The organism is Kitasatospora sp. NPDC057223 (assembly GCF_042669755.1).
In the GTDB taxonomy this organism is placed as follows: domain Bacteria; phylum Actinomycetota; class Actinomycetes; order Streptomycetales; family Streptomycetaceae; genus Kitasatospora.
Window position 1 is genome coordinate 18,815 of the sequence record NZ_JBHUWW010000072.1, and the last position, 25,378, is coordinate 44,192.

The window sequence follows — 25,378 nt, forward strand, 5'->3', positions numbered from 1 at the left end:
GCGTCCGCGCGTCCTCGTGCCCAACCTGCCACGCCTCCGGGCGCCGGAGTGCTCAGGCTTCCGGGCGGCAGCGGCGGCGGTAGTAGCCGTACGTCAGAGCCAGCACCAGGGGGCCCCACAAGGCCAGCAGGCCGCTGACCGTCATGGCCAGCATGTCCCAGCCCGGCGCGTACGGGAAACCGGGCGAACCGTCGATACGGAAGGCCGTGAAGATCCAGTTGACCATCAGCCCGAGGAGGAGGAGGCCGCCGATGGTGGCGGGAACGATCGCCGCGAAGGGCGGGATCCGCCGACCACCGAGTCGGGGGACCCAGTCGGGCACCACCTCCCCCCATCGGCGGACCAGCCCGAACCCGAGCAGCGCGAACGCCTCGGTCAGGAGACTGAGCGTGAGGACGTACGGGACGTGCCACCACGCCGACGGAGTGTCTTCCCCGCCCATCGCGTAGCCGAAACCGATGGGCAGCCGCCAGAGACACACCGGCAGCCCCAGCAACGGGATGAGGTGGGCGACTCTCTCCGCCCACAGCGGGACGGGGCGATCCGTCCGATCACCCTCGACTGCCTCGCGCACCAAGTCGATTGACATACCCTCATTCTTTCCGGTCTCCCGCTGACCGGGATCAGCCTGCAGGTTGACGCCGCTCCTCCGCTCGGTTGACACCGTCTGCAGTCGACCGAACGCGGGTGTTCCGATCGGAACACCCGGACCGGGGCTCAACCACCCTGCCCCACCTGGGCGTTTCGTTCGCGTCGTACCCCGGTCACGTCACCGGTCCGCAGGAGCCGCAGGAGCCGCCGTCCGAGCAGAGGACGGCGAAGCCCTGGCGGCCGAGCACGTTGAGGTTGCGGTGCCGGCCGGCGGGGGCCGCCCGCACGGGCGGCCTCTCCAAGGAGCCCGGCATCGACTCCGGGGCCGCCACCAGCCCCGGGCTGCCGGCCGACTCCGTCCGGACGGCTTTCTCGACCCAGGCCCGCCACACTCCGGGAGACCCTTTGATACCGGCTGCGTTCTGCTGATGCCCCCCGGAGGCGTCCGAGCCCCCGCCCGCAGAACCGGGCCGGGCTCCTGGGAGGAGCCCGGCCCGGTTCGGCGGTGCGTCGTGCGGTGGTGCGGTCGGCGGATCAGTCCGTGACGGCGACCAGGCGCAGTTCGGAGGTGTAGCGCAGGCCCTGGTCGTCGGTGAGCCAGGCCTGTTCGGGGGTGGGCAGCATCTCGGTGACGGTGAGCCGGGCGTCCGGGTCCTTGCGGGCGAGCCGGCGGGCGGCCTTGTTGAAGATGTTGACGTAGACGGGGCTGTCGAAGTCGACGAAGAACGGCCGCGGTTCGGTGGCCGAGACCACGAAGACGAACCGGGGCAGCTCGTGCGCGTCCCGCCAGCGCCTGGTCCGGACGAACCGCCTGGCCTCGCTCTTGTCGTCCGCGAAGTCGAGGGCGGAGCCGGTGAAGCGCCAGGTCTCCCGGGCCACCGTCATCCGGTCGATGGTGACCCGGGGCGAGTGGTCGGCCTCCGGCAGGATCCGGAACCGGTCCATCACCAGGGTGGTCAGCACATGGGCGAAGACCTCGACGGCCGGGAACACCGCGCCGTCCGGCAGCACCACGCAGAGCCGGCCGTCGCGGTGCTCCACCACGGTGTCGGCGCTCGGCACCGTCCGGTCGCGGTGCGGGTCCGCCGTGTTGTCGAGCAGGGCGACCTGGTAGTCCTGCGGCCGGACGAGGGCGTGCCGGATCCGGGCGGAGAGCCGGGACTTGTGCTCCTTCGGCAGCAGCGGCATGAGCCGGGGCGCCGGGTGGTCCCGGTCGGTCCGGTCGAAGAGTTCACGGGGCTCGGGGTGCTGGTTGACGAACAGTTCGTTCCCCAGCGTGTTGGCGGCCAGGTGCAGCTCGCCGAGGGTGAGGCTGAACTCCCCGCGCCCGATCGCGGCGGCGTCCTCGGCCGCGATCATCACGTCCGGGCTGACGTACCGCGCCGCCGTCCAGCCCGGTGCGCCAGCCGGCCCGAAGGCCTCCGCCACCGGGCCGGCGATGGCGGCGCCGGTGACCGTGACCCGGCGCACCCCCTCGTACGCCGGCAGGATCCGCTGCCAGCGGCGCTCGAACTCCGCCTGGAGGCCTGCGGCGTCGGCGACCGCGGCCCCGTGCAGGACGGGCATGCAGGCGAACCAGAAGGCGGCGAGGTCCACCGGCCGGCCCGGCTCGGTGTCGGCGCGCAGCCGCTCGTACACCTCGGCGACGCGGTCCGCGACGCGGGCGGCCAGGGCGGAGGCGAGCCAGCCGGCTCCGGACATCAGCAGGTCGAGCGGGGCGAGCGCGGCCAGCACGTCGCTGCCGAGCGTCACCGTGGCCGAGCGACGGCTGTCCGAGTAGACCACGGCGCGGCCGGGCGCCGTGGTGGTGCTCTTCTCGCGCTTGGCGGCGGCGTCGGTGACCTGCTGGAACGTCTGCTCGACGCCGGTGAGGGCGGCGACCAGCCGCTCGGGGTCCTCGGCCGCCGCCCGGACGGCCCCGACCGCGTGCTCCAGCTCGTCCAGCCGGGCGAAGGCCGCGGCGCGCACGGCCGGCTCGCCGATCCGCTCCAGGCAGGCGCGGAGCCGGCGTTCGGGCCGGATGTCGGCGGGTACGTCGAGCCGCCAGGTGATCCAGCGCAGCCGGACCAGTTCGTCGAGCAGGGCGGGCACGTCCGTTCCCGGGCCGACCTCCTCCTGGATGGCGACGGCCGAGCGGGTGCCGTCGCACAGGCGCAGCACCCGGAGCGTCAGGGGCGGTACCGGGCGCGGCGGGCGGCCGGGGGTCCGTACGGCGTTCTCCTCCAGCCGGACGAAGGGCACCCGGCGGGGCGCCGTCCAGGCGCGGACCGCCGGGTCGGCGTCGATCTCCCGGGCCAGGGCGTCGACCGACCAGCTGGACCAGAAGACCTCCGAGGAGGCGGTCAGTCCGGTGCCGGGGTGCACCTCGACGCCGCGCCGGGTGGTGTCGAAGGCGCCCCAGCCGACCGGGCCGAAGAAGCCGATGGTGTCGTTCTTGACGCAGAACCGCTGCCAGTAGTGCGCGACGAGCTCCTCGCGCTGGCGCTGCTTGAACGTCCGGCCCTCGGTCGCCGGCGACCAGTTGAGGAACGGCCGGATCGCCGAGTCGAGCACCCCTCGGTTCTGCCAGGCCACCGCTGCCCGGAACGGCCCGGAGGCGGCGATCTCCTGCGCGCTCGCGGCCGCCCGGACGGCGGCCTGCGTGAACTCCTCCTCGAAGGCCTTCCAGGCGGCGCCGGCGAGGGCGTCGCGCGGCCCGAACTTGTCGGCGGCCGCGGCCAGGCCCTCCGGCGCCAGCCGGAGCACCCCGGCCGCGGGGAACCCCGGGCCGCGCACCGCGACCTGGTCCCACAGCCGCCAGCGGCCGCCCAGGGAGACGGATTCCTCGTGCATCCCGGTGCCTCCTAGGCCGATGCGGGAGCGAGGGACAGGTCGTCGACGACGACCTCCGCCAGCTCGGCCGGGGACGGGTAGGTGAAGACCAGGGCGACGGCGATCTCGGCGTCGAGCAGCTCCTGGAGGCGGTCGACGATCTGGAAGGCGGCGAGCGAGTCGCCGCCCGCCTCGAAGAAGTCGCTCGCGGCGTCGAGGGTGTCGTCGCCGAGCGTCTCGCGGTAGTAGCCGGTGATCAGCCCGGTGAGTTCGGCGGTGTCGATGAGGTCCATGGCCTGTCCTTCTGCAGTGGTGGGTGTGCGGGTGTCGATCGGGAGGGCCGGTCAGCGGCCGGCGCCGGCGGGCGCCGGCCGGACGTCGGCCAGCGCCGCGGCGCTGTTGCCGCCGGAGACGACGACGGCGGTGCGGCCGGGGAGGCCGAGCCGCAGGGCGCCGGCCAGGGCGGCGGCGCCGCTCGGTTCGGCCGGGATGCCGGCGCGGTGCAGCAGGTCCATCGCGCGGAGCACGGCCCGGTCGCCGACGCCGATCAGTTCGTCGACCCGGCGCCGCACGATCGGGAGGATCACCTCGCCGGGCCGCTGGCCGCGCAGGCCGTCCGCCACCGTGTCGCTGGGCGGCAGCTCGACGGGGCGGCCGGCGGCGACCGAGCGGGCGTAGCGCCGGGCCCGGTCGGGTTCCACGCCGACGATCCGGACGGGGCTCGCGAGGTGGGCGGCGGCCAGGCAGACGCCGGCCAGCAGGCCGCCGCCGCCCACCGGGACGAAGATCGTGTCGAGGTCGGGGGCGTCCCGGAGCATCTCCAGGCCGACGGTGCCCTGCCCGGCCACCACGAGTTCGTGGTCGGAGGAGGGCACCAGCGCGGCCCCGGTGCGGGCGGCGAGGTCCTTGGCGTACCGGTCGCGTTCGGCCACCCCGCCGGGCACCCGCAGGACCCGGCCGCCGAGCGCCCGGATGGCCCGTGCCTTGGCCTCGGCGGCGCCGGCCGCCATCACCACGGTGACGTGGACGCCGAGCGTGCGGCCGAGCGTGGCCACCGCGATGCCGTGGTTCCCGGAGGAGCCGGCGACCACCTCGTCGGCGCCGGTCGCGAGCATCGCGTTGGCCGCGCCCCGGAGCTTGAACGACCCGCTGTGCTGGAGGTGTTCGGCCTTGACCAGGACTCCGGGCAGCGAGTCGCGGCGCAGCAGCGGGGTGTGCCGGACGTGGGGGGCGATCCGGTCGGCGGCGGCCGGTACGGCGGCCGGTCCGATCCGGGTGTCGGCGGTCGTCATGAGACGGGCTCCGGCACCGGGCCGCGCAGGGCGCGGCGGTCGGCCTTGCCGCTGTGCGTGACGGGCAGGCGCTCCAGCCGGGTGAACCGCCTGGGCATCATGTGCGGCGGCAGGGTGCGGGCCAGGTGGGCGCGCAGCTGGGTGTCGGTGGTGTCGTCGAGCGGGCCGGTGACGTGGGCGCCGAGCCAGGTGCGGCCGCGGTCGTCGGTCGCGGCGGTCACCACGGCGCCGGTGACCTCGGGGTGGGCGAGCAGGGCGCCCTCGATCTCGGCCGGGTCCACCCGGTGGCCGCGGATCTTGATCTGGCGGTCGGCCCGGCCGAGGTACTCCAGCGTGGCGCCGGGGCCGCGGCGGGCGAGGTCGCCGGTGCGGTAGAGCCGCGCACCGGGCGGCCCGTACGGGTCGGGCGGGAACCGGTCGGCCGTCAGGCCGGGCTGCCCGCCGTAGCCGCGGGCCACGCCCGCGCCGCCGATGTGCACCTCGCCCGTCCGCCCGTCCGGGACTTCGCGTCCCCGTTCGTCGAGCAGGCGTACGGCGGTGCCGTCGACGGGGGTGCCGACGGTGTCGGCGGAGGTGTCGGGATCGGCCGGGACTTCGTACCGGGTGGAGGTCATGGTGCACTCGCTGGGCCCGTACTGGTTGACCAGCCGGCCGCCGAGCAGGGCGCGGCCGCCGGCGGCGAGGAAGGGGCGCAGCGACTCGCCGCTGGAGCAGACCAGCCGCAGGCCGCGCAGGCTCCCGGCGGCGCGGGGCGACTGGGCGAGGAAGGTCAGGAAGGAGGGGGTGGTGCTGAGGACGGTGTCGACGCCGTACTCGGCGACGGTGTCGGCGAAGGCCTCGGCGCGCAGCAGGCGCGAGCGTTCGACCAGGACGACGCACCCGCCGGCGGTGAGCGGCGCGAAGGTGTCGCGGATGGAGGCGTCGTAGCCGGGCGGGGCGAGTTGCAGGGTGACGGTGCCGGGGCCGAGGGCGTTGTCGCGGGCGACGGCGCGCAGGTAGGTGTCCAGGCCGCCGTGCTCGATCAGGACGGGGTTGGGGGCGCCGGTGGAGCCCGAGGTGTGGCTGACGTAGGCGAGCGAGCGCGGGTGCGGGGCGGGGAAGGCGGCCGGCGGCGGCCCGGTGGCGGGGAGCCGGTCGAGCAGGACGGCGGGCGCGTCGACGAGTGGTCCGAGCCGGCCGGCGAGGGCGGCGGAGGTGAGCAGGTGGGCCGTGCCGGCGCCGGCCGCGAGGGCGGCGAGCCGCCGGTCGGGCAGGTCGGTGTCCAGGGTGAGGAAGGCCCCGCCGGCCCGGACCACCGCGGCGGTCGCGACCACGGCGTCGGCGCCGGGGGGAAGGGCCACCGCGCAGACCTGCTCCGGCCGCACCCCGGCGGCGGCGAGGTGGGCGGCGAGCCGGTCGATCCGGGCGGCGAGTTCGCCGTACCCGGTCGGGCCGTCGGCGGTCAGGAGGGCGGGCAGGTGCGGCATGCGGGCGGCGTGCGCGCGGATGTCGTCGACGAAGGTCGTCCGGGTGGGGGCGGTCATGCCGGCTCCCCGGGGACGGTCGTCCGGTCGACGGCGACCAGGCGCAGTTCGGAGGTGTAGCGGTTGCCCTGGTCGTCGGTGAGCCAGGCCTGCTCGGGGGTGGGCAGCATCTCGCTGACGGTGAGCCGGGCGTCCGGGTCCTTGCGGGCGAGCCGGCGGGCGGCCTTGGCGAGGATGTTGACGTAGACGGGACTGTCGAAGTCGACGAAGAACGGCCGGGGCTCGGTGGGCGAGACCACGAAGACGAACCGGGGCAGCTCGTGCCCGTCCCGCCACTGCCGGGCCCGGACGAACCGCCGTGCCTCGCTCTTGTCGTCCGCGAAGTCGAGGGCGGAGCCGGTGAAGCGCCAGGTCTCCCGGGCGACGACGGTGGAGTCGATGGTGATCCGCGGCGAGTGGTCGCCGTCGGTGCGCAGGGTGAAGCGGTCCATCACGCGGTTGGTGAGGGCGTGGCAGAACACGTCGAGCAGGTCGAAGACCGAGCCGTCGGGCAGCACCGCCGACAGCCGGCCGTCGTGCTCCTCCACCCGGACGTCGCCGGAGCGGACGGTGCGGGGGCGGTGCGGGTCGGCGCTGTGGTCGGTGAGCGCGACGTAGTGGTCCTCGGGGCGCTCCAGGGCCTGCCGGCTGCGGGCGGACCACTTGAGCGGCAGCTCCTTGGGCAGCATGGGGAGCAGCCGGGGGCCGGGGAAGTCGCGGGTGGTCTCCTCGATCAGCTGCCCGCGGTCGGGGTGCTGGTGGACGAAGAGGGACTGGCCGAGGGTGTTCATCGCGACGTGCAGCTCGCCGATGACGAGCTGGAACTCACCGCGTCCGACGGCGGGGAGGTCCTCGGCGACGATCATCAGGTCGGGGCTGATGTAGCGGCTGAGCGACCAGCCGCGCCCCTCCTCGGGGAAGGCGTCGCGGACCTGGCCCTCGATGTCGGCGACGGCGAGCTGCACCCGCCGGGCGCCGGCCGGGGCGTCGATGATCCGCGCCCAGCGTTCGCGCAGGTCGGCCTGGATGCGCTCGATGTCGGCGAACGACTGCGGGTGGGGGGCGGGCAGGCAGGCGAACCAGAGCGAGCCGAGGTCGACCTGCCCCTGCTTCTCCCGCAGGGCGAGGTAGGCCTCGTGGATGCGCGCGCCGACGGCCTGCGCGTACCGGTTGGTCATCCAGCGGGCGGCGGTCAGGCACAGTTCCAGCGGGGCGAGCTGCTCCAGGACGGCGGTGCCGACGGTCGCCGTGGCGGAGCGGCGGGTGTCGGAGTACACCAGGGCGCGGTTGGGCGCCGTCCGGGCGCCCTTCTCGCGGACCGCCGACTCGTCGGTGATCCCGGCGAAGCCGTCCTCCAGCGCGGCGAGCGCCGCGGTCAGCTCCTCGGGGTCGGTGCCGGCCCGCTCGACCCGGTCGCGGCCGGCCTCCAGCACCGCCAGCTTGGCGAGGGCGGGCTCGCGCACCGCCGGGTCGCCGATGCGCTCCAGGATGGCGCGCAGCTCCCGCTCGGGGTAGGTGCCGGCGGGCACGTCGGTCTTCCAGGCGACCAGGCGGCGGGCGACCAGCCACTCCAGCGCCTCGGTCAGCTCCTGCTCCGGCAGCTCCCGGCCGAGTTCCCGGGCGGCCAGGGCGGCGATCTCGGCGGGCGTCCGGCGTCCGTCGCACAGTTGCAGGACGGTGAGCGCGGGTTCGGGGGCCGGCTGCGGCGGGCGGCCGGGGAGGCGCACCGTGCCGTCCTCCACCCGGACGAACGGCAGCGGGCGCGGCGGCGTCCAGGCGCGGATCCGGGGGTCGCGGTCGACCGCCTTCGCCAGGGCGTCCATCGACCAGCTGGAGAAGTAGACCCGGGAGTCGGCGGTGAGGCCGGTGCCGGGGTGCACCTCGACGCCGCGCCGGGTGGTGTCGAAGGTGCCCCAGCCGACCGGGCCGAAGAAGCCGATGGTGTCGTTCTTGACGCAGAACCGCTGCCAGTAGTGGGCGACCAGCTCCTCGCGCTGGCGGGGCATGCTGGTGCGGCTCCCGGCGGTCGGCGTCCAGTCGAGGAACGGCTTGATGCCGGTGCGCAGCACCGCGCGGTTCTGCCAGGCGACCGCGGCCCGGAACGGCGCCGAGGCGGCGATCTCCTGGAGGTCGCGCGCGGTGTGCACCGCGGCGGCGGAGAAGGCCTCCTCGAACGCCTCCCAGTCCGCCCCGGCCGGTACCTCCCCGGGGGCGAACTTGTCCGCGGCCGCGGCCAGGCCCTCCGGGGCCAGCCGCAGTACCCCCGAGGCGGGGAAGCCGGGCCCGCGGAGCGCGAAGTGCTTCCACAGGCGCCACCCGTCGCCGGGCATACGTATGGTGTCGGACATTGCTGTGCTACCTCCCTGGGAGATGTGCGCCGGGTCGCCGGCCGGCGGCCGACCGGTCGTCAGGCCAGCTCTGCCGGGATGCCGCCGAGGCACCACTCCAGGACCGCGCGGGCGCTGTGGTACTTGTTCTCGGCCTGCTCGAACGCGATGCTCGCGGGGCCGTCCAGCACCTCGCCGGTCACCTCGTCGCCGCGGTGCGCGGGCAGGTCGTGCATGAAGACGGCGCCGGGGCAGGCCGCCAGCACGGCGGCGTCCACCCGGAACGGGGCGAAGACGCGCCGCCAGTCGGGGTCGGGCTTGGTGGTGCCGGTGGTCTGCCAGCGCGTGGTGTAGACGATGTCGGCCTCCGGCAGTCCGGCCATGTCGTGCCGTTCCTCCACCAGCGCGCCGGACTCCTTGGCGTGGGCGCGGGCCCGGTCGAGGAAGGCCGGGTCGAGGCCGTAGCCGGGCGGGGTGCGCAGGTGCAGCTCGGTGCCGGGGAACCGGCTCAGGGCCAGGGCGAGCGCCGAGGCGGTGTTGTTGCCCTCGCCGGCGTAGAGCACCCGGAGCCCGTCGATCCGGCCGAAGCGGCCGAGGATGGTGGTGAGGTCGGTGAGCGCCTGGGTGGGGTGCTCGGCGGCGCTCATCGCGTTGACCACGGCCATCCGCTGCTGGGCGGCGTAGGCGCGGAGCTCCTCGGTGCTGCCGGCGGTGCGCGCCACCAGGACGTCGAGCATCCGGGAGAGCACGTCGCCGGTGTCCTCGGTGCTCTCCCCGGTGTTCTCCTGGAGGTCGTCGGGGCCGTAGGTGATCAGCCGCCCGCCGAGCCGGAGCGCGCCGGCCGAGAACGCCGTCCGGGTGCGGGTGGACGTCTTGCGGAACAGCACGCCGACGACGGCGTCGGCGAGCGGCCGGGCGCCCTCGCACTCGCCGGCGGCGTACTGGGCGCCGCGGTGCACGAGCCAGCGCAGCTCGCGGTCGGTCAGGTCGTCGACGGAGATCAGGTGGCGGCGGTTCGGACGGGGCATCGGGGTTCCTCTCCTCGGGTGGCTTTCCGGTGGCTGGTCGGTGACGGCTCGTCAGCCCTCGCGCAGGGCGTCGTGCAGGATGCCGAGCCCCTCGTCGAGCAGGGCGGGCGCGACGTTCAGCGGGGGCATCACCTTGAGGACCTCGTCGTAGCGGCCGCAGCGCTCGACGATCAGGCCGTGCTCGAAGGCGTGGCGCTGGACGCGCTCGGCCCGGTCGGCGCCGCCGGCCAGGGCGGTGTCGATGCCGAGCACCATGCCCCGGCCGCGCAGCCCGAGGGCCGGGTCCAGCGCGCCGACCTCGGCCCTGAACCGGGTGAGGCGCTCGGCGCCCTGCCGCAGGCCGGTCAGGAAGTCCTCCTGCTGCCAGAGTTCGCACGCGGCGGTGGCCGCGACGAAGGCGAGCTGGTTGCCGCGGAAGGTGCCGGTGTGCTCGCCGGGCTGCCAGAGGTCCAGCTCGCGGCGGAACAGGGTGAGCGAGAGCGGCAGCCCGTAGCCGCTGAGGGACTTGGAGACGGTGACGATGTCCGGGACGATCCCGGAGTCCTCGAAGCCGAAGAACGAGCCGGTGCGGCCGCAGCCGGTCTGGATCTCGTCCAGGATCAGCAGCACGCCGTACCGCTGGGTGACCTCGCGCAGACGGCGCAGCCACTCCCGGCTCGCCGGGTGGACGCCGCCCTCCATCTGCACCGGCTCGACGACGACCGCCGCGGGCAGTTCGGTGCCGGAGGACGGGTCGGCCCACAGCCGCTCGATCAGGCCGATCGAGTCGAACGGGCCGAGCGGGCCGTCCTCGAAGGGCACGAAGGTGACGTCCCCGCCGGTGACCGAGCCCGCGCGGCGGGCGCGGCGGCTGCCGGTGACCTCCAGCGAACCGCGCGACATGCCGTGGTACGCGCCGGTGAAGGCGGTCAGGCCGGTGCGGCCGGTCGCCCGGCGGGCCAGCTTGAGGGCGGCCTCCACCGCGTCCGTCCCGGTCGGGCCGGTGAACTGCACCTTGTAGTCGAGCCCGCGGGGCTGCAGGACGATCTCGTTGAACCGGGTGAGGAAGTCGCGCTTGGCGACGGTGTGCATGTCGAGGCCGTGCATCATGCCGTCGTCGGCGAGGTAGCCGAGGATCCGCCGCTTCACGGCGTCGTTGTTGTGTCCGTAGTTGAGGCTGCCGGCGCCGCAGAAGAAGTCGATGAAGGTCCGGCCGTCGTCGGTGTGCAGCAGCGCGCCCTTGGCGCGTTCGAACACCACGGGGAAGGTGCGGCAGTACGACCGCACCTCGGATTCGAGCTTCTCGAAGACGGAGGTGTCGGTGGTCGTGGCGAGGGTCATGGCGGTTCCTTGGGACGAGGAGGCGTGGAGGCGTGGAGTCCTGGGGACGGTTGCGGTCAGCGGGCGGCGGCGGCGCGGTCGCCGCGCGGGCGGGCGGTCAGCCGCGGCAGCGGGCCGCCGGCGGCCGACCGCGGGTAGCCGTCCAGGGCGGTGGCGAGGGCGGCGACGGTGGGGTGGTCGAACAGCGCCCGCACGGGCACGTCCACCCCGAGGGCGGCGCGCAGGCGCACGGACACCCGGGTGGCGAGCAGCGAGTGCCCGCCGAGCAGGAAGAAGTCGTCGTGGGCGCCGATCCCGGTGGCGCCGAGGACCTCCTCCCAGACCGCGGCCACCGAGCGCTCCCGGGGGGTGCGCGGAGCGGCGGCCGGCCCGGCGGCCTGCGGTGCGGGCACCGGCAGGGCGTGGCGGTCGACCTTCCCGCTGACCGCGGTCGGGATGGCGTCCAGCAGGACGAACGCGGCGGGGACGAGGTGGTGCGGCAGGAAGTCGAGCAGCTCGGCGCGCAGGGCGTCGGGCGCGGGCGGGTTCGCGGCGTCCTCCGCGACCAGGTACGCGGTGAGCTGGCGGCCGCCGCTGCCGTCCGGCGTCGGGTGGACGACGGCGGCGCGCACGCCCGCCAGGGCGAGCAGGGCGGCCTCGATCTCGCCCGGTTCGATCCGGTGGCCGCGGATCTTCACCTGGTGGTCGCTGCGGCCGAGGATCTCCAGCGAGCCGTCCGGGCGGAGCCGTCCGAGGTCGCCGGTGGCGTAGAGCCGGCCGCCGGGGGCGGTGGCGTGCGGGTCGGGGAGGAAGACGCCGGCGGTCTGGGCGGGCCGCCCCCGGTAGCCCCAGGCGAGGCCGTCGCCCCCGATGCAGACCTGCCCGGTGCCGCCCTCGGCCACCGGCTCCAGCCGGTCGTCGAGCACCCGGACGGTGGTGTTGTCCACCGCGGCCCACTCCCGGACGTGCCCGTCGGCGCCGTGCCGGGCCACGCTGGTCCAGATCGTGGCCTCGGTCGGCCCGTAGAGGTCCTGGACGGGGGCGCCGCCGGCGGCCAGCGCCGCGGCCAGGTCGGTGTGGAGCTTCTCGCCGCCGGAGAGCACGGTGAGGCCGGGGCCGGGTGTCCAGCCGGTGTCGACGAGCATCCGCAGCATCGAGGGGGTGGCCTGGAGCACGTCCGGGCGGGCCTCGCCGATCAGGCGGATCAGGCGCTCGGGGTCGCGGGCCTGCTCGGCGTCGGCCAGCACCAGCCGGGCGCCGGTCAGCAGCGGCAGGCACAGGTCGAGCATCGAGGGGTCGAAGGAGGCGGTGGTGATCCCGAGCACGGTGGCGTCCGGGGCCAGCTCCAGTCGGGCCGCCATCGCGTGCAGGAAGTTGGCCAGCGCGCTGTGCGGGATCTGCACGCCCTTGGGCGTGCCGGTCGAACCGGAGGTGTGGAAGACGTACGCGAGGTCGTCGGGGCCGGTGCTCCGCTCCAGCCGGGACGCCGGGCCGGCCGGCGGCGGGCCGCCGTCGAGCAGCAGGACCTCCGCCCCGGCGCCCGCCACCCGGCCGGCCAGCGGCCCGGTGGTGACGACCACGGCGGCCCTGGTGTCCTCGATCAGGCTGCCGATCCGCCGCACGGGGTGCAGCGGGTCGAGCGGGACGTACACGCCGTCGGCCTTGAGGACGGCGAGCAGGGCGACGAGGAGTCCGGTGCCACGCTCCAGCAGGACGCCCACCCGGGTGCCGCGGCCGACGCCGAGGCCGCGCAGCCGGTGCGCCAGCCGGTCGGCGCGCTCGTCGAGTGCGGCGTAGCTCAGTTCGCCGTCCCGGGAGCGGACGGCGGGGGCGTGCGGGGTGCGGCGCGCCTGCTGCTCGAAGAGGTCGGTGACGGTCTGCGGGGGGACGGCGCGGGCGCTGCCGAGGCCGAGGGCGAGCCGGCGGCGGCGCTCGCCGCCGGGCAGCGGTTCGATCTCCGCGGTGAGGTCGGCCAGTGGCTGGTCCGGGGAGGCCAGCAGGCCGCGCAGCAGCCGGACGTAGTCCTGGGTGAGGCGGTCCGCCGTCTCGGGCGCGAACAGCGCGGTGGCGTACTGCAGGCGCAGCCCGAGGCTGCCGTCGGGGCGTCCGAGCAGGTCGAGCGCCAGGTCGAAGGGTGTTCCGGCGACCGGGGTGGGGACGAGCTCGACCGCGAGGCCGGGCAGGTCGGGCGGCTCGGCCTGGGAGTCGAGGGTCAGGAAGGAGACCTGGAAGAGCGGGTTGCGGCTGAGGTCGCGGGGCGGCGCCAGCTCACCGACCACGCGTTCGAACGGTGTGTCGGCGTGCGTGAGGTCGGCCAGGGACGCGCCCCGGACCCGGTCGACCAGCTCGCCGAAGGTCGGCCGGCCGGACAGGTCGGCGCGCAGCACCACGGTGTTGACGAAGGGGCCGATGAGGTTGCGGGCGGCGGCGTGGCCGCGCCCCGCGACCGGGGTGCCGACCGCGAAGTCGCGCTGCCCGCTGTACCGGCCCAGCTGGGCCTGGAAGGCCGCGAGCAGCACCATGAACCGGGTGGCGCGGTGGGCGCGGGCCAGCCGGTCGGCCTGTGCCACCAGGTCGGCGGGGAGGGTGAACCGGGCCACCGCGGCGGCGCCGTCCCACTCGGCGGGGCGGGGGCGGTCGGTCGGCAGGTCCAGCGGCGGCAGGCCGGCCAGCCGGGAGCGCCAGTGGCCGAGGCTGCGGGCGAGCCGGGGGCCGGTCGTCCGCTCGCGCTGGCGGGCGGCCAGGTCGGCGTACTGCAGCGGGAGTTCCGGCAGCCCGTGCGGGAGGCCGGTGGTCCTGGCGCGGTAGGCCGCGGCCAGCTCGCGGGTGAGGATGTTCCAGGAGGAGAAGTCGAAGGCGATGTGGTGCACCACCACGACCAGCAGGTGGTCGTCGGGCGCGAGCCGGGCCAGGGTGGCGCGCAGCGGCGGCGCGGCCGACAGGTCGACCGGCCGGTGCAGCACGCGGCCGAGGACGGCGGCGATCCCGGCCGCTCCGGGGGCGGGCGCCTCGACCGTGTCCAGCGGCACCTCGACCCGGCGCAGCACGTGGGCGAGCGGCTCGCCGTCGGCGGCCGAGTACCGGGTGCGCAGCACCTCGTGGCGGTCGGCCACGTCGGTCAGGGCGGCGGCGAGGGCCTCGGGGTCGAGGCCGCCGCGCAGGCGCAGGGCCAGCGGGAGCAGATGGTCCGCCGTGCCCGGGCGCAGTTGGTCGAGGAACCACAGCCGTTGCTGCGAGAAGGACGTCGTCCGGCCGTCACCGCGGTCCACCGGCTCACCTCCAGGGAGTTGGGTTGGTCGTCGCGCCCCGGTCGGCCGGGGCACATCCGGAGCTTGCCGCTCACCCGCGGCCCGGCAGTAGGGAAGGAGCGGCAGCGCGGGCCGCGGCTTTTGCTGCGTCAATGTCTCTGGTCGGGGCCGTGACCGGGGGCGGAGCCTGGTCAGATCAGCCCGGTGCGGACGGCGTGCGCCACCGCGTGGGCCCGGTTGCGGACCTGAAGGCGGGCCATCAGGTCGTAGATGACGTTCTTCACGGTGTGCTGGGAGCAGGAGAGTTCGCGGGCGATGGCGGCGTTGCCGTGACCCTCGGCGACCAGTGTGAGCACCGCCGTCTGCCGGGCCGTCAGGGGCGATCCGGGGGCCGGCCGGCGGCGGTCGGCCGCGTCCGCGTCCCCCTCGCCGAGGAGGCGGACCAGGACGCCGTAGGGCATCCGGCCCTCGCCGTGCCGGGCGCCGTGGACGGCGGTGAGCAGCCGCTCCGGGGTGGCCTCCGCGGACTGCAGCATGGCCACCGCCCCGGCCCGGACGGCCCGGCGCACCCCGGCGGCGGTGAAGGTGTCGGCGACCAGCAGGAGGGGGCCGCCGCCGGGTTCCGGCCAGCCGTCGAGCGCCGCACCGGGCGTCCGGCCGGCGGCCACCCGGACGGCTCCCTCGGAGCGGACGGCCGCCAGCTCGATGCCGGCCCGGCGCAGGTTGGCGGCCACCGTGTCGCGGGCCGCCCCGCCGGCCGGGCCGAGGTGCACGCGCAGGGCGCCGGTGCGCCGCCCGGCCTCCGGCGGCGCTTCGAGGACGAGGGCGCTCACAGCAGGCCCGCCCGCAGGGCGTAGGCCACCGCGTGGGCGCGGTTGCGCAGCCGGAACCGCTGGGTGATGTCGCGCACCACGGTGGTCACCGTCCGCGCGGAGTAGCAGAGCTCCTTGGCGATCTCGTCGGTCTCCCGGCCGTCGGCCACCATCCGCAGGACGGCGCGCTCCCGCTCGTCCAGGCCCCAGCCCGGTCCCTGCCCCCGGGTGCCCGCCTGCGGGTCGATCTCCGCACCGTGGTCGAGGAGGCCGTCGATCAGGTCGGGCGGCACGGTGCAGTCGCCCCCGGCCACGGTCAGCACCGTCCGTGCCAGGCGGTCGGCGTTGACCTCGCGCCGGCGCAGCAGGCCGCGGGCCCCGGCGTTGATGGCGTCCGCGGCCTCCGCCGGGGACAGTTCGGCGGCGATCACGACGATGGCGGGCCGGTGCGGGCCGGTGCGGGTCGCGTTCACCAGGTCGAGTTCCTGGCGGGCCACCCGGTCGAAGATCACGACGGCCACGGCGGCCTTCTCCGGCGGCTGGACCAGGGCGATGCCCGGGATGCCGGACAGGGCGCTGACGGCGCCGGCTTCGAGCACCGGGTCCAGGGCCACGACGCAAAGCGGCAGGGGGTTGCCCATGTGCACTCCTCGGTCAGGCTGGGATGGAACCTCTCGGCGAGGAGTCTCGGCGCCCCGTGCGCCGCGCCGCATGGGGCCCGATCACCCGTATTCCGGTACCCGGCCGGGCCGCCCCCGGCCGCGCGGCGGCCGCCGGACCGCGGCCGGCCGGCGGTACCGGCCGCCGCGGGCCCGGTGGCCGCGGGCCCGCCGCCGCCGTGGCCGCTCGCGGGCCACGCCGGACCGCCCGGCGACGCGGAGGTGGGGGACGGCGGGGGCGGCGACTGGGTAGTCCGCCGCGAAATGTACGGGTGCAACCACCCTGTACGGACGGGCGGCGCCGCTGGAAGGTGATGGACGTGACCACAACCGACACCGCCTCCTCCGCCACCTGGCCGACGCCCTCCTGGTGGGCACCGGCCGCGACCCTGCGCGAACGGCTGTCGGCCCCCCACCCGCCCGTGACGCCGGCGGCGGGGCCGCCCGCCGGGCCGCGGGCCCGCTCGGCGGTCGAGCTGGCCTGCGAGTCCGTGCGGTCGGCCCGGCTGGGCGCCGACGCCGGGCTGGTCGCGGCGCTCGCCGCCGAACCGCCGCTCCGGCTGGCGGGCCGGCTCGCCAAGCCGCAGTGGGCGGTGTTCGCGGAGAGTGCGGTCGCCGCGGCCCCGGGGACGCCGGCGGACGTCTCCGGCGAGGCGCCGGCGGCCGTGCCGGACGAGGCGGCGGACGGCGCGGCGGTGTTCGAGCCGGTGCTGCGCCCGTTGGTGGCGGCGGCGGTCGCCGAACTGGCCGAGCAGGCCGGGGCGGGCGGCGCCGAGCCGGGCGAAGTGGCGGTGTTCGCCCGGGAGTACGCGCACTGGCTGGCACAGCGGCTGGCCAAGGCCGCCGCCCGGACCCTGGTCGTCGAGCTCGCCGCCGCGCGGGACGCGGGCGACCTGTCGGGCGCCACCGGGGCGGACCGGTTCGCCGACTTCACCGCCCGGGCGGGCACCCGGGCCGGCCTCGCCCGGCTGTTCGCCGGGTACCCGGTGCTCGCCCGGCTGATGGCCCGCACCTGCCGGCACACCGCGCGGTCCGGCGCCGAGCTGCTGGCGCGGCTCGCCGCCGACCGGCGCGAGATCGCCGAGGAGCTGTTCGGCGGGCGCGACCCGGGCCCGCTGGCCGACGTCGAGCTGGGGCTCGGGGACCTGCACCAGCAGGGCAGGTCGGTGGCGGTGCTCCGGTTCGCCGGCGGCGGCAGCGCGGTCTACAAGCCCCGGCCGGTCGGCCAGCACGCCCTGCTGGACGGGATGGCCGGCTGGCTGGACACCAAGGTGGCGGGCCTGGGGCTGCGCACCCCGCGCTGGGTGGCCGGGAACGGCTACGGCTGGCTGGAGTTCATCGACCACCGGGCCTGCCGCTCGCTGACCGAGATCGACCGGTTCCACCGGCGGCAGGGCGCGCTGGTCGCCCTGGCCTACACCCTCGAAGGGGTCGACCTGCACTGCGAGAACCTCCTCGCGCACGGCGACCAGCCCGTCCTCGTCGACGTCGAGACACTGCTGCACCCCGTCCTGCGCGAGGGCGGCACCACCCTGCCGGACCCGGCCACCGCGGCGCACGCCTCCTCGGTGCACCGCACCTGCCTGCTGCCGCAGCTCCTGATGGGCGAGCTCGGCGCGGTCGACATCTCCGCACTGGGCGGCGCGCCCGGCGGGGAGTTCCCCAACACCCGGATGGCCTGGGAGGACGCGGGCACGGACGGGATGCGCCTGGTGCGCCGCCCCGCGCCGTTCACCGGCGCGCTGAACCGGCCCTACGGCGAGGTGGCGGGGCACCGGAACTCCGACCGGCTGGCCTCCGTCCTGGCCGGATTCCGGTCCGGGTACGACGCCGTCGTCCGGCACCGCGACGAACTGTCCAGCCCGGGCGGCCCGCTGGCCGCCGGTGCGGACGCGCTCGGCCGGCTCGTGGTCCGCCCGACGATGCTGTACGCCACGCTGCTGGAGGAGGCGACCCACCCCCGGCTGCTGCGCGACGGGCTCGACCGGGACGCCGTGTTCGCGGTGCTGTGGGCCGAGTCGGACGGCGACCCGGCCCGCCAGGCCCTGATCGAGCACGAGATCGCCGACCTGTGGGACGGCGACGTCCCCGTCTTCTTCCACCGGCCTGGCGCACCCGAGGTGTTCGCCTCGGACGGCAGCACGGTGCCCGGAGTCCTGGACACCTCGGGCCTGGCGTCGGCGCGGGCGAAGCTCGCCGCCATGAGCACCGTCGACCGCCACGACCAGGAGTGGATCATCTCGGCCACCCTGGCGTCCGCGGATCCGGGCGCCGCCCGGTCCCGGCACCTGGCGGGCCGGCTGACCCGCACGGCCCCGGCCGCCGTGCCGGAGCCCTCGGCGCTGCTGGCCGCCGCCTCGGGGATCGCCGACGAGATCGCCGGCCGCTGCGTCCGCGGGCCGGACCGGGTCAACTGGATCGGCCTGGAGTCGGTCGACGACCGCTGGACGGTGCTGCCCATGGGGGCCGGGCTCGCCCAGGGGTACACCGGGGTGGCCCTGTTCCTGGCCCAGCTCGGCGCGCTCACCGGCTCCGCCCGGCACACCGGGCTGGCCCGGGCGGCGCTCGCCCCGGTGCCCGGACTCGTCGCCGCGATGGCAGCCGACCCGGCGCTCGCCCGGGCCGTGGGCCCGGGCGGCTTCGACGGGCTGGGCGGGGTCTGCTACGCCCTCGCCCGGGTGGCCAACCTGCTGGACGACGATCTCGCCGACTGCCTGCCGACGGCGCTGGACGCCCTGGCGCTGGCGGCGCTCGGCGACGACACCCCGCCGGACGTGTCGGCGGGCCTGGCCGGAGCGCTCGCCGCCCTGCACGCGGTGCACCGCGAGCGCGGACTGCCGCAGGCGGCCGACCTCGCCGACCGGATCGCCGAACGGCTGCTGCGGCTCCCGCCGGCCGGGCCGGCCGGGCCGGCCGGCGACGGGCCGGCGACACGCTTCGGTTTCGCCTTCGGCGAGGCCGGGATCGGCTGGGCGCTGACCCGGCACGCCCGCTTCGCCGGCGGCCCGGCGGGCGAGCGGGCCGGCGTCGCCGGCCGGGCCAGGCTGGGCGCCGCCCTCGCGGCGGCGGACCGGCTCGACGCGGGCTGGTGCTCCGGGACGGCCGGCGCCGTCCTGGCGGCCGCCGACGCCGGGCTCTGTCCGCAGCCTGCGGACGGCCCGGCCCGGGACGCGGTCCGCCGGCTCACCGAGCACCCGCCGGCGGCGGACCTCAGCCTGTGCCACGGCGAGCTCGGCACCGCCGAGGCGCTGACCGCCCTCGCGGCGCGCGGCCACGCGGGTGCGCAGAGCAGCCTGAGCGGCCGGGTCGGCCTGGTCCTCGGCCTGCTCCACGACTGGGGGCCGCGCTGCGGAACCCCCGGGCACGTACCGACGCCCGGACTCCTCACCGGATTGTCGGGCATCGGCTACGCCCTGCTCCGGCTGGGCTTCGCCGGCGCGGTGCCCTCCGTCCTGCTGCTGGACCCCGCTCCGGCGACCGCGGCGTAAGCCGCCACAACGACCATTTTCGGACATCGCACCGCGGAACAGAAATGAACTCTCAATAAACAGATTGATCCCGCGTCGGATCGATTTCCCGAATGGAAAGGAAGACCAATGTCCCACTTCCTGCAGAACGGTACCGTCCACGGCGAGGCCACCGGCGCGTCCGCGGCGGCGACCGATCCGGCCGGCGAAATCCGGCTCGTCCGCTGGAACGGGGCGTGCGCCCGCACCCGGGCGCTGGCCGGAATGAATCTGGGCAGCGGCGTCGTGGTCGGCCTCGGCTCCATCACCACCACTGTCTCGGTGCCCGCCTGACCTGCCGTCACGAGACATTCTGTGCGCTCAGGTGTACGACACTTCCTGAGACGAGCGACTACTATCCGAAGCTATGCGTGTGCGGGCAGCTCATCTCATCGGCCGAGAGGCCGAAGTCACCAAGCTCGGCGAATCATTGCGGGATCTGGACCGGTCACGCGGTTGTACGGCGTTTCTGGTCGGAGAGGGAGGCACCGGCAAGTCGCGACTGGTGGCCGAGTTGATCGGGTCGGCCCTGGACGCCGGCGTCCGGGTCCTGAAAGGCCGGAGCAGCACCATCGGTCCGATGGTGCCGCTCCGGCCCCTCACCGAGGCCCTGATGCCGCTCTCCCGCGGCGGGGTGGCACCCGACGAGGCGAGCCTCGGCCCGTACCGCCCGGTGCTCGGCCGGCTGATCCCGGACTGGAGCACCGGCGCGCCGGACCAGGGATCGACGGTGGTGCTCGCCGAGGCGGTCCTCCGCCTGCTCGCCTCCGCCGGCCGCGAGCACGGCTGCCTGCTGGTGCTGGAGGACCTCCACGACGCCGACACCGAGACGCTGGCCGTCGTCGAGTACCTGGTGGACAACCTCGAACAGCAGCCGATCATGCTGGTGGCGACCGTCCGGTCGGAGCCCGGCGAGGCACTGCGCCTCGCCGAGTCCGCCGGACGCCGCCGCAGCGGGACGGTGTTCCGGCTGGCACCGCTGGACGCCGAGGAGGTCGGCCGCCTGATCGCCTCCTGCCTGGACACCGACCCCGCCCTGGTACCCGCCGAGGTGCTCACCCAGATGCGGGAGGACAGCGCGGGCATCCCGTTCCTCGTCGAGGAACTCCTCCAGGGCGCGGTCACCGGCGGCTCGCTGGTCCGCGAGGGCGCCGCCTGGCGCGTGGCCGGCAACCTGCGCCGGAACGTGCCCAGGGCGCTGCTGGAGGGCGCCATCCACCGCATCGACCAGCTCGGCCCGCAGGGGCAGACGCTGCTCTCCGCCGCCGCCGTGCTCGGCCGGCGGTTCCCCCTGTCGGTGCTCCAGCTGATGACCGGCGCCGACGACCGGAGCCTGCTCAGCCACCTGCACGCGAGCGTGGCGGTCCGGCTGGTCTCGGCCGACGAACCCGCCCCCGACTGGTACGCCTTCCAGCACCCGCTGACCGCCGAGGCGCTGCTGGCCCAGCTCACCCCGTCCGCCCGGGCCGCCCTGTCCCACCAGGCCGCGGACGCCATCGAGACCCTCAACCCCGGCCTGCCGGGCGACTGGTGCCCGCTCGCGGCGACCCTGCGCGCCGACGCCGGCGACCCCGTCCGGGCCGGCCGGCTGTTCACCGAGGCCGGCCGCCGCGCCCTCGCCGGGGGCGCGGTGGGCTCCGCGGTCGCGCTGCTCGACCGGGCCGAGCGGCTGCTGGCCGGGGGCGACGACTCCGCCGCCCGGGCCGAGGCCCTGGAGGCGCTGCTGCCCGCGCTCGCCGAGACCGGCGACCTCACCCGCGCGCTCAGCCTGACCGGCAGCCTGCGCGAGCTCGTCGGCGCCGGCCTGGGCGCGGCCCGGCTGGCGGCCCTGCACACCCGCCTCGCGCAGGTGGCGTACATGGCGGGCCGCTGGGCCGACGGCAACAACCAGATCGAACGGGCCCGCGCCCTGCTGGGCACGGCACCGGACGAGGCCCACACCGCGCTGACCGACGTGGTCGAGGCGTACCTGTGCCTCGACACCCCCGGACCGGACCGCACCCAGCGGGCCGAGCGCCTCGCCCGGGCCGCGATCGGCACCGCCGAACGGCACGACCTGCCCCTGGTCGCCTGCCAGGCGTGGGAGCTGCTCGGCGTGGTCGCCCGCGAACGCGACCTGTCGGAGGCCAGCACCTACCTGGAACGGGCGATGGCCACCGCCGAGCGGCACAGCCTGCCGCTCCAGCGGATGTACGCGCTCACCCGGCTCGGCGGCGTCCGCTGGCTGGCCGACGGCAGCACCGCCACCCTGGAGGAGGCCCGCACGGAGGCCCGGCGGCTCGGCGCGGTCACCGTCGTCTACAGCCTCGACGGGATCCTCACCCTGCACGACGTGCTGTGCGGCCGGTTCGCCGAGGCCCGCGAGCTGGGCGACGAGACGCTGACCATGGCGGCCCGCCTGAAGCTGACACCGGTGGCCCGCTACCTGCTGATGACCCGTTCGGTGCTGGCCGCCCACCAGGGCGACCGGGCCGCGATGGAGGAGGCCCTGACCGACTTCGGCCGCTGGGGCGGGAGCGGCTCGCCCGAGGAGCCGCTGGCCCTCGGCCTCGCCCGGGTGTTCTGCGCCCTCCTGGAGGAGGACCGGGACCGGGCCGCCCGGGACATGGCCGGCCTCCAGGCGCTGGAGGCCGAGAACCCGACCACCTTCCACCTGAGCGGACGGCACGGCCTCGGCCTGCTGCTCGACCTCCTGGACGGCCGGGCCGACCGCGCCCGCCTCGACCTGGTGGCCGCCAGCTCCGCGGGCCGGATGCGCTGGAACCGCCAGTTCGTCCTGCTCGCCGAGGCCGTCCAGCTCGGCCGGGAGGGCCGGCCCGAGGCGGCCGGACGCGCCGCCCTCCTCGCCCAGGAGGCGGGCACGCCCTACCCCACCGCCCGCCACCTGGGGCAGCGGCTGGTCGCGGAGGAGGCCCACGCGCTGGGCTGGGGCGATCCGGAAGGATGGCTCCGGGAGGCCGAGCACCACTTCCGCGAGACCTCCGCCACCGCGGTGGTCGGCGCCTGCCGGACGCTGCTGCGCGCGATCGGCGCGCCCGTCCGCCAGCACCGCACCGGCAGCGACCTGATACCGCCGGAGCTGCGCCTCAAGGGCATGACCGTCCGTGAGTACGAGATATTCCAGCTGATGGCCGACCGCCTCAGCAACAAGGACATCGCCGCCCGGCTCTACATATCGCCGCGCACCGTGGAGAAGCACGTCGCCAGCCTGATCGCCAAGACCGGCCTGCCGAACCGCTCCCAGCTCTGCGCCCTGGCGGCGGAGCAGGCCTGACGACCGGCCGGTCCCGGCGCCGATGTGGGGGTCGCGGGCCGGAAGATACGTGCTCCTCACCCATGAACCGCGGGCCCCCGCCGCGGCAGGATCGGCGGTGCGGCCGGAACCCGGCCGACTCCGGCGGTCCGCAGAGGGTGAGGGGCGAGCGATGGCAGAGGGGTACCCCGCGGGTCGGGACTCGGCAGAGGCGGATCCGTACGCCACGTTCTACCCCGGCCTGATCGAGGCGGTGCTCCGCGGGCAGGACGCTCGGGGCTGGTCCGTCACCGCAGAGGACTTCTGGTGCCGCGTCACCCCCGGCGACGCCGGCGCGGGCCGGCGGCAGGGCTGGAAGCTGCACGTGTCCGCCACCCCGCTCTCCGCCCCGACGGTGCTGACCCGGGCCGCCCAGGTGCTGGTCGCCGCCCGGGCCCCGTTCAAGTGCGCCGGTACACCCGGCCGTCTGACGGATCTCGTCTCCGCCCGCTACGACCGGGGCGCCGGCGGCAAGTTCATCACCGTCTACCCGCACGACGACGACCAGTTCCGGCGACTCGCCGAGGAGTTGCACCGGGCCACCGCGCACCTGCCGGGGCCGGGCATCCTCTCCGACCGGCAGTACTGGCCGGGCAGCCTGGTGCACTACCGCTACGGCGCCTTCCGGGGATTCCCCCGGCTCACCAACGACGGCTCCCCCGAGCCGATGCTGCGGGCACCCGACGGGAGCTTCGTCCGCGACCGGCGGCCGGCCGGTTTCAGCCCGCCCGCCTGGGCGGTCCTCCCGCTGCCGGCGCCCGAGGGGCCGCCGCCCGCCCCGGGGACGAGCGTCCTGCTGAACGACCGCTACGTCGTGCACAGGGCGATCCGGCACGCGTACAAGGGCGGCGTCTTCCTCGCCACCGACCGGCGGACCGGACAGGAGGTCGTCGTCAAGGAGGCCCGCCGGCACGTCGGGGCCACCCTGGAGGGCACCGACGCGGGCGACCTGCTCGCCCACGAGGCGCGGATGCACGCGCTGCTGGCACCGCTCGGCCTCTGTCCGCAGGTGCTGGACCTCTTCGAGCAGGGCGGCAACCGGTACCTCGCCGAGGAGCGCGTCCCCGGCCTGACGCTGCGCTCCTGGGTGGCCGGGCGGCTCCGCCCGGACCGGGCGTCGGTGCTGGAGCTGGCCGGGCGGCTGGTGGCGGTGGTCGGGGCCGTCCACGGGCTGGGCCTGGTCCTGCGGGACTTCAACCCCAACAACCTGATGGTCACTCCGGACGGCGAAGTCCGCCTCATCGACCTGGAGACCCTCGCCCGCCCCGGTGACCACGTCCTGCGGCTCCACACGCCGGGCTTCGGCGCGCCCGAGGTGGTGGACGGCGCCCCGAGCGGCCCGGCCCCCGGCCCGGACTCCGACCTCTACAGCCTCGGCGCCGTACTGTTCCACCTGCTGACCGGCGCCGAACCCCTGCTCGCCCCGGACCGCGGGGCGAGCCGCGGCCGGGCCGAGCGCCTCGCCGCCCTGCTGGCCGCCGCCCTCGCCGACCGCCCGGACCTCGCCGCCCTCCAGCCGCTGGTGCTGGGCCTGATGGCGCCGGAGCCGAGCGACCGGTGGAGCCTGGACACCGTCCGCGAGAGGCTCGCCGCGCTGCCCGTCGCCGTACCCGCCGACGCGCCGCCCGCCGGTGGGGGCGTCCTGGACGACCGGACGGCGGAGCGGCTGCTCTCCGACGGGCTGACCCACCTGATGGACACCATGACCCCGCTGGACGAGGTCCGGCTCTGGCCCGCCGACCCCGCCGGCGAACGGACCGACCCGCTGAACGTGCAGCACGGTGCGGCCGGCGTGCTGTCCGTCCTGACCGCGGCCGCCGCGCACCGGGCGGACCCGCGGCTGCGGGCCGCGGTCGCCGGGGCCGCACAGTGGATCGCCACCCGGCCCGAAGACGGACAGCGGCTGCCCGGGCTGCACTTCGGGCGCTCCGGCACCGCCTGGGCCCTGCTGGACGCCGCCCGGCTGCTCGACGACGACGCCCTCGCCGGGCGCGCGGCCCGGCTGGCCCGCGAGGTGCCGGTGCGCTGGCCCAACCCCGACGTGTGCCACGGCACGGCCGGCGCCGGCCTGACCCAGCTCCACTTCTGGCAGGCCACCGGCGACAAGGAGTTCCGGGAGCGCGCGGTGACCGCGGCCGAACACCTGCTGACCACCGCCGCCCAGGGCCGGTCCGGTGTGGTGTGGCCCGTCCCGGCCGGCTTCGACTCCGAACTCGCCGGAATCACCCATCTCGGGTTCGCCCACGGCGTCGCCGGCATCGGTACCTTCCTGCTGCTGGCCGGGCTCGCCGCCGAGCGGGAGGACTTCGTGCACGCCGCCGGGGCGGCCGCCGCGACCCTGCTCGCCACCGCACGCGTCCGGGACGGCGGCGCCGCCTGGCCCGTCGAGGACCGCACCGCCGACGCCCCCGTGCACGCCCCCCACTGGTGCAGCGGCGCCTCCGGCATCGGCACCTTCCTGATCCGGCTCTGGCAGGCCACCGGGGATCCCCGCTACCGCGAGTGCGCCGAGCAGGCCGCGACCGAGGTGTACCGCTGGCGGTGGCGGAGCTCGCCGGCCGCCTGCCACGGCCTGGCCGGCAACGCCGAGTACCTGCTCGACCTCGCCGAGGCCCTGGACGACCCCGGCCACCGGCGCCGCGCCGAGGAACTCCTCGCCTGCGCCCACGCGCGGCACGTCGTCCACGACGGGCTGCTCCTGATCCCCGACGACACCCTGGGAAGGGTGGGCGTCGGTCTCAACACCGGACTCGGCGGGCCGCTCGGCCTGCTGCTCCGGCTCCGACACGGCGGGCCACGCCGCTGGCTGCCCGCCCCCGACCCGGCCGGAAGGAGGTGACCACCATGACCGAGGACGTCAACGCCCTGCAGCTGCTGGAGAGCGAGGAGCAGACCACCGCGGCGTACCCCTGTTTCCCGTTCAGCATCTTCCAGTGCGGGAACTGGAGCATCAACGACATGTAGTGACCGGGGCTCCCCTGACAGCGCGGGTGGCCGGGATCCTCCCGGCC

The 25,378-nt window shown here is 76.1% G+C and carries 16 protein-coding genes; 5 read left to right on the forward strand and 11 right to left on the reverse strand.

All coding sequences use genetic code 11. The features are described from left to right. Nucleotides 1-52: 52 nt before the first annotated feature. The 11 genes from ACFUK0_RS23895 to ACFUK0_RS23945 form a co-directional block, all read right to left on the reverse strand. Nucleotides 53-589 carry a hypothetical protein gene (locus tag ACFUK0_RS23895; RefSeq protein ID WP_380253435.1) on the reverse strand — a complete coding sequence of 179 codons (537 nt, stop codon included), beginning with the start codon at nt 587-589 and terminating at the stop codon, nt 53-55. Between the two features lie 536 nt (nt 590-1,125). Then, on the reverse strand, nt 1,126-3,423 hold the full coding sequence (locus ACFUK0_RS23900; protein ID WP_380253437.1) for a lantibiotic dehydratase: 2,298 nt from the start codon (nt 3,421-3,423) through the stop codon (nt 1,126-1,128). A gap of 11 nt (nt 3,424-3,434) precedes the next feature. Then, a complete protein-coding gene (locus tag ACFUK0_RS23905) occupies nt 3,435-3,695 on the reverse strand; it encodes an acyl carrier protein (RefSeq protein ID WP_380253439.1) in 261 nt (86 codons plus the stop codon). A gap of 51 nt (nt 3,696-3,746) precedes the next feature. Further along, the gene (locus tag ACFUK0_RS23910) at nt 3,747-4,694 is read right to left on the reverse strand and encodes a threonine/serine dehydratase (protein WP_380253441.1); all 948 of its coding nucleotides are present in this window, start codon (nt 4,692-4,694) and stop codon (nt 3,747-3,749) included. Beyond that, nucleotides 4,691-6,217: an amino acid adenylation domain-containing protein gene (locus tag ACFUK0_RS23915; protein WP_380253443.1), complete on the reverse strand. Its 1,527-nt coding sequence runs from the start codon at nt 6,215-6,217 to the stop codon at nt 4,691-4,693. The genes ACFUK0_RS23910 and ACFUK0_RS23915 overlap by 4 nt, the downstream gene beginning before the upstream one ends. Beyond that, nucleotides 6,214-8,544, reverse strand: a complete 2,331-nt coding sequence (locus tag ACFUK0_RS23920) for a lantibiotic dehydratase (protein ID WP_380253445.1) — start codon at nt 8,542-8,544, stop codon at nt 6,214-6,216. Before ACFUK0_RS23920 ends, ACFUK0_RS23915 begins: the two co-directional genes overlap by 4 nt. A 59-nt stretch (nt 8,545-8,603) precedes the next feature. Then, complete coding sequence (locus ACFUK0_RS23925; RefSeq protein WP_380253447.1) at nt 8,604-9,551, reverse strand: ornithine carbamoyltransferase; 948 nt, start codon at nt 9,549-9,551, stop codon at nt 8,604-8,606. Nucleotides 9,552-9,602: 51 nt separating this feature from the next. Then, entirely contained in the window at nt 9,603-10,871 is a 1,269-nt protein-coding gene (locus ACFUK0_RS23930) for an aspartate aminotransferase family protein (RefSeq protein WP_380253449.1), read from the reverse strand. A 56-nt stretch (nt 10,872-10,927) separates the two neighbouring features. Next, nucleotides 10,928-14,119, reverse strand: a complete 3,192-nt coding sequence (locus ACFUK0_RS23935; RefSeq protein WP_380253451.1) for an amino acid adenylation domain-containing protein — start codon at nt 14,117-14,119, stop codon at nt 10,928-10,930. A 170-nt stretch (nt 14,120-14,289) separates the two neighbouring features. After that, nucleotides 14,290-14,931 (reverse strand): response regulator transcription factor, encoded by a 642-nt coding sequence (locus ACFUK0_RS23940; RefSeq protein WP_380253453.1) that lies wholly within the window; start codon nt 14,929-14,931, stop codon nt 14,290-14,292. Then, the gene (locus ACFUK0_RS23945; protein WP_380253455.1) at nt 14,928-15,551 is read right to left on the reverse strand and encodes a LuxR C-terminal-related transcriptional regulator; all 624 of its coding nucleotides are present in this window, start codon (nt 15,549-15,551) and stop codon (nt 14,928-14,930) included. Before ACFUK0_RS23945 ends, ACFUK0_RS23940 begins: the two co-directional genes overlap by 4 nt. Nucleotides 15,552-15,889: 338 nt before the next feature. Here ACFUK0_RS23945 and lanM point away from each other — a divergent pair, with 338 nt between their 5' ends. The 5 genes from lanM (at nt 15,890) to ACFUK0_RS23970 (ending at nt 25,331) form a co-directional block, all read left to right on the forward strand. After that, nucleotides 15,890-19,057, forward strand: a complete 3,168-nt coding sequence (gene lanM / locus ACFUK0_RS23950) for a type 2 lanthipeptide synthetase LanM (protein WP_380253457.1) — start codon at nt 15,890-15,892, stop codon at nt 19,055-19,057. Between the two features lie 108 nt (nt 19,058-19,165). Beyond that, entirely contained in the window at nt 19,166-19,369 is a 204-nt protein-coding gene (locus tag ACFUK0_RS23955) for a hypothetical protein (RefSeq protein ID WP_380253459.1), read from the forward strand. 73 nt (nt 19,370-19,442) lie between these two features. Next, on the forward strand, nt 19,443-22,349 hold the full coding sequence (locus ACFUK0_RS23960; RefSeq protein WP_380253461.1) for a helix-turn-helix transcriptional regulator: 2,907 nt from the start codon (nt 19,443-19,445) through the stop codon (nt 22,347-22,349). Nucleotides 22,350-22,500: 151 nt separating this feature from the next. Next, nucleotides 22,501-25,206 carry a class IV lanthionine synthetase LanL gene (lanL, locus tag ACFUK0_RS23965; protein ID WP_380253463.1) on the forward strand — a complete coding sequence of 902 codons (2,706 nt, stop codon included), beginning with the start codon at nt 22,501-22,503 and terminating at the stop codon, nt 25,204-25,206. Between the two features lie 5 nt (nt 25,207-25,211). Then, nucleotides 25,212-25,331, forward strand: coding sequence for an ALQxL family class IV lanthipeptide (locus ACFUK0_RS23970; RefSeq protein ID WP_380253465.1), 120 nt, complete (start codon nt 25,212-25,214; stop codon nt 25,329-25,331). The last annotated feature ends 47 nt before the right edge of the window (nt 25,332-25,378 follow it).

Excerpts from the sequence above, each read along its gene's own strand:
- ACFUK0_RS23895 (WP_380253435.1), bottom strand. The coding sequence starts at position 589 with ATGTCAATCGACTTGGTGCGCGAGGCAGTCGAGGGTGATCGGACGGAT.
- ACFUK0_RS23900 (WP_380253437.1), bottom strand. The coding sequence starts at position 3,423 with ATGCACGAGGAATCCGTCTCCCTGGGCGGCCGCTGGCGGCTGTGGGAC.
- ACFUK0_RS23905 (WP_380253439.1), bottom strand. The coding sequence starts at position 3,695 with ATGGACCTCATCGACACCGCCGAACTCACCGGGCTGATCACCGGCTAC.
- ACFUK0_RS23910 (WP_380253441.1), bottom strand. The coding sequence starts at position 4,694 with ATGACGACCGCCGACACCCGGATCGGACCGGCCGCCGTACCGGCCGCC.
- ACFUK0_RS23915 (WP_380253443.1), bottom strand. The coding sequence starts at position 6,217 with ATGACCGCCCCCACCCGGACGACCTTCGTCGACGACATCCGCGCGCAC.
- ACFUK0_RS23920 (WP_380253445.1), bottom strand. The coding sequence starts at position 8,544 with ATGTCCGACACCATACGTATGCCCGGCGACGGGTGGCGCCTGTGGAAG.
- ACFUK0_RS23925 (WP_380253447.1), bottom strand. The coding sequence starts at position 9,551 with ATGCCCCGTCCGAACCGCCGCCACCTGATCTCCGTCGACGACCTGACC.
- ACFUK0_RS23930 (WP_380253449.1), bottom strand. The coding sequence starts at position 10,871 with ATGACCCTCGCCACGACCACCGACACCTCCGTCTTCGAGAAGCTCGAA.
- ACFUK0_RS23945 (WP_380253455.1), bottom strand. The coding sequence starts at position 15,551 with ATGGGCAACCCCCTGCCGCTTTGCGTCGTGGCCCTGGACCCGGTGCTC.
- ACFUK0_RS23955 (WP_380253459.1), top strand. The coding sequence starts at position 19,166 with ATGTCCCACTTCCTGCAGAACGGTACCGTCCACGGCGAGGCCACCGGC.
- ACFUK0_RS23960 (WP_380253461.1), top strand. The coding sequence starts at position 19,443 with ATGCGTGTGCGGGCAGCTCATCTCATCGGCCGAGAGGCCGAAGTCACC.
- lanL (WP_380253463.1), top strand. The coding sequence starts at position 22,501 with ATGGCAGAGGGGTACCCCGCGGGTCGGGACTCGGCAGAGGCGGATCCG.
- ACFUK0_RS23970 (WP_380253465.1), top strand. The coding sequence starts at position 25,212 with ATGACCGAGGACGTCAACGCCCTGCAGCTGCTGGAGAGCGAGGAGCAG.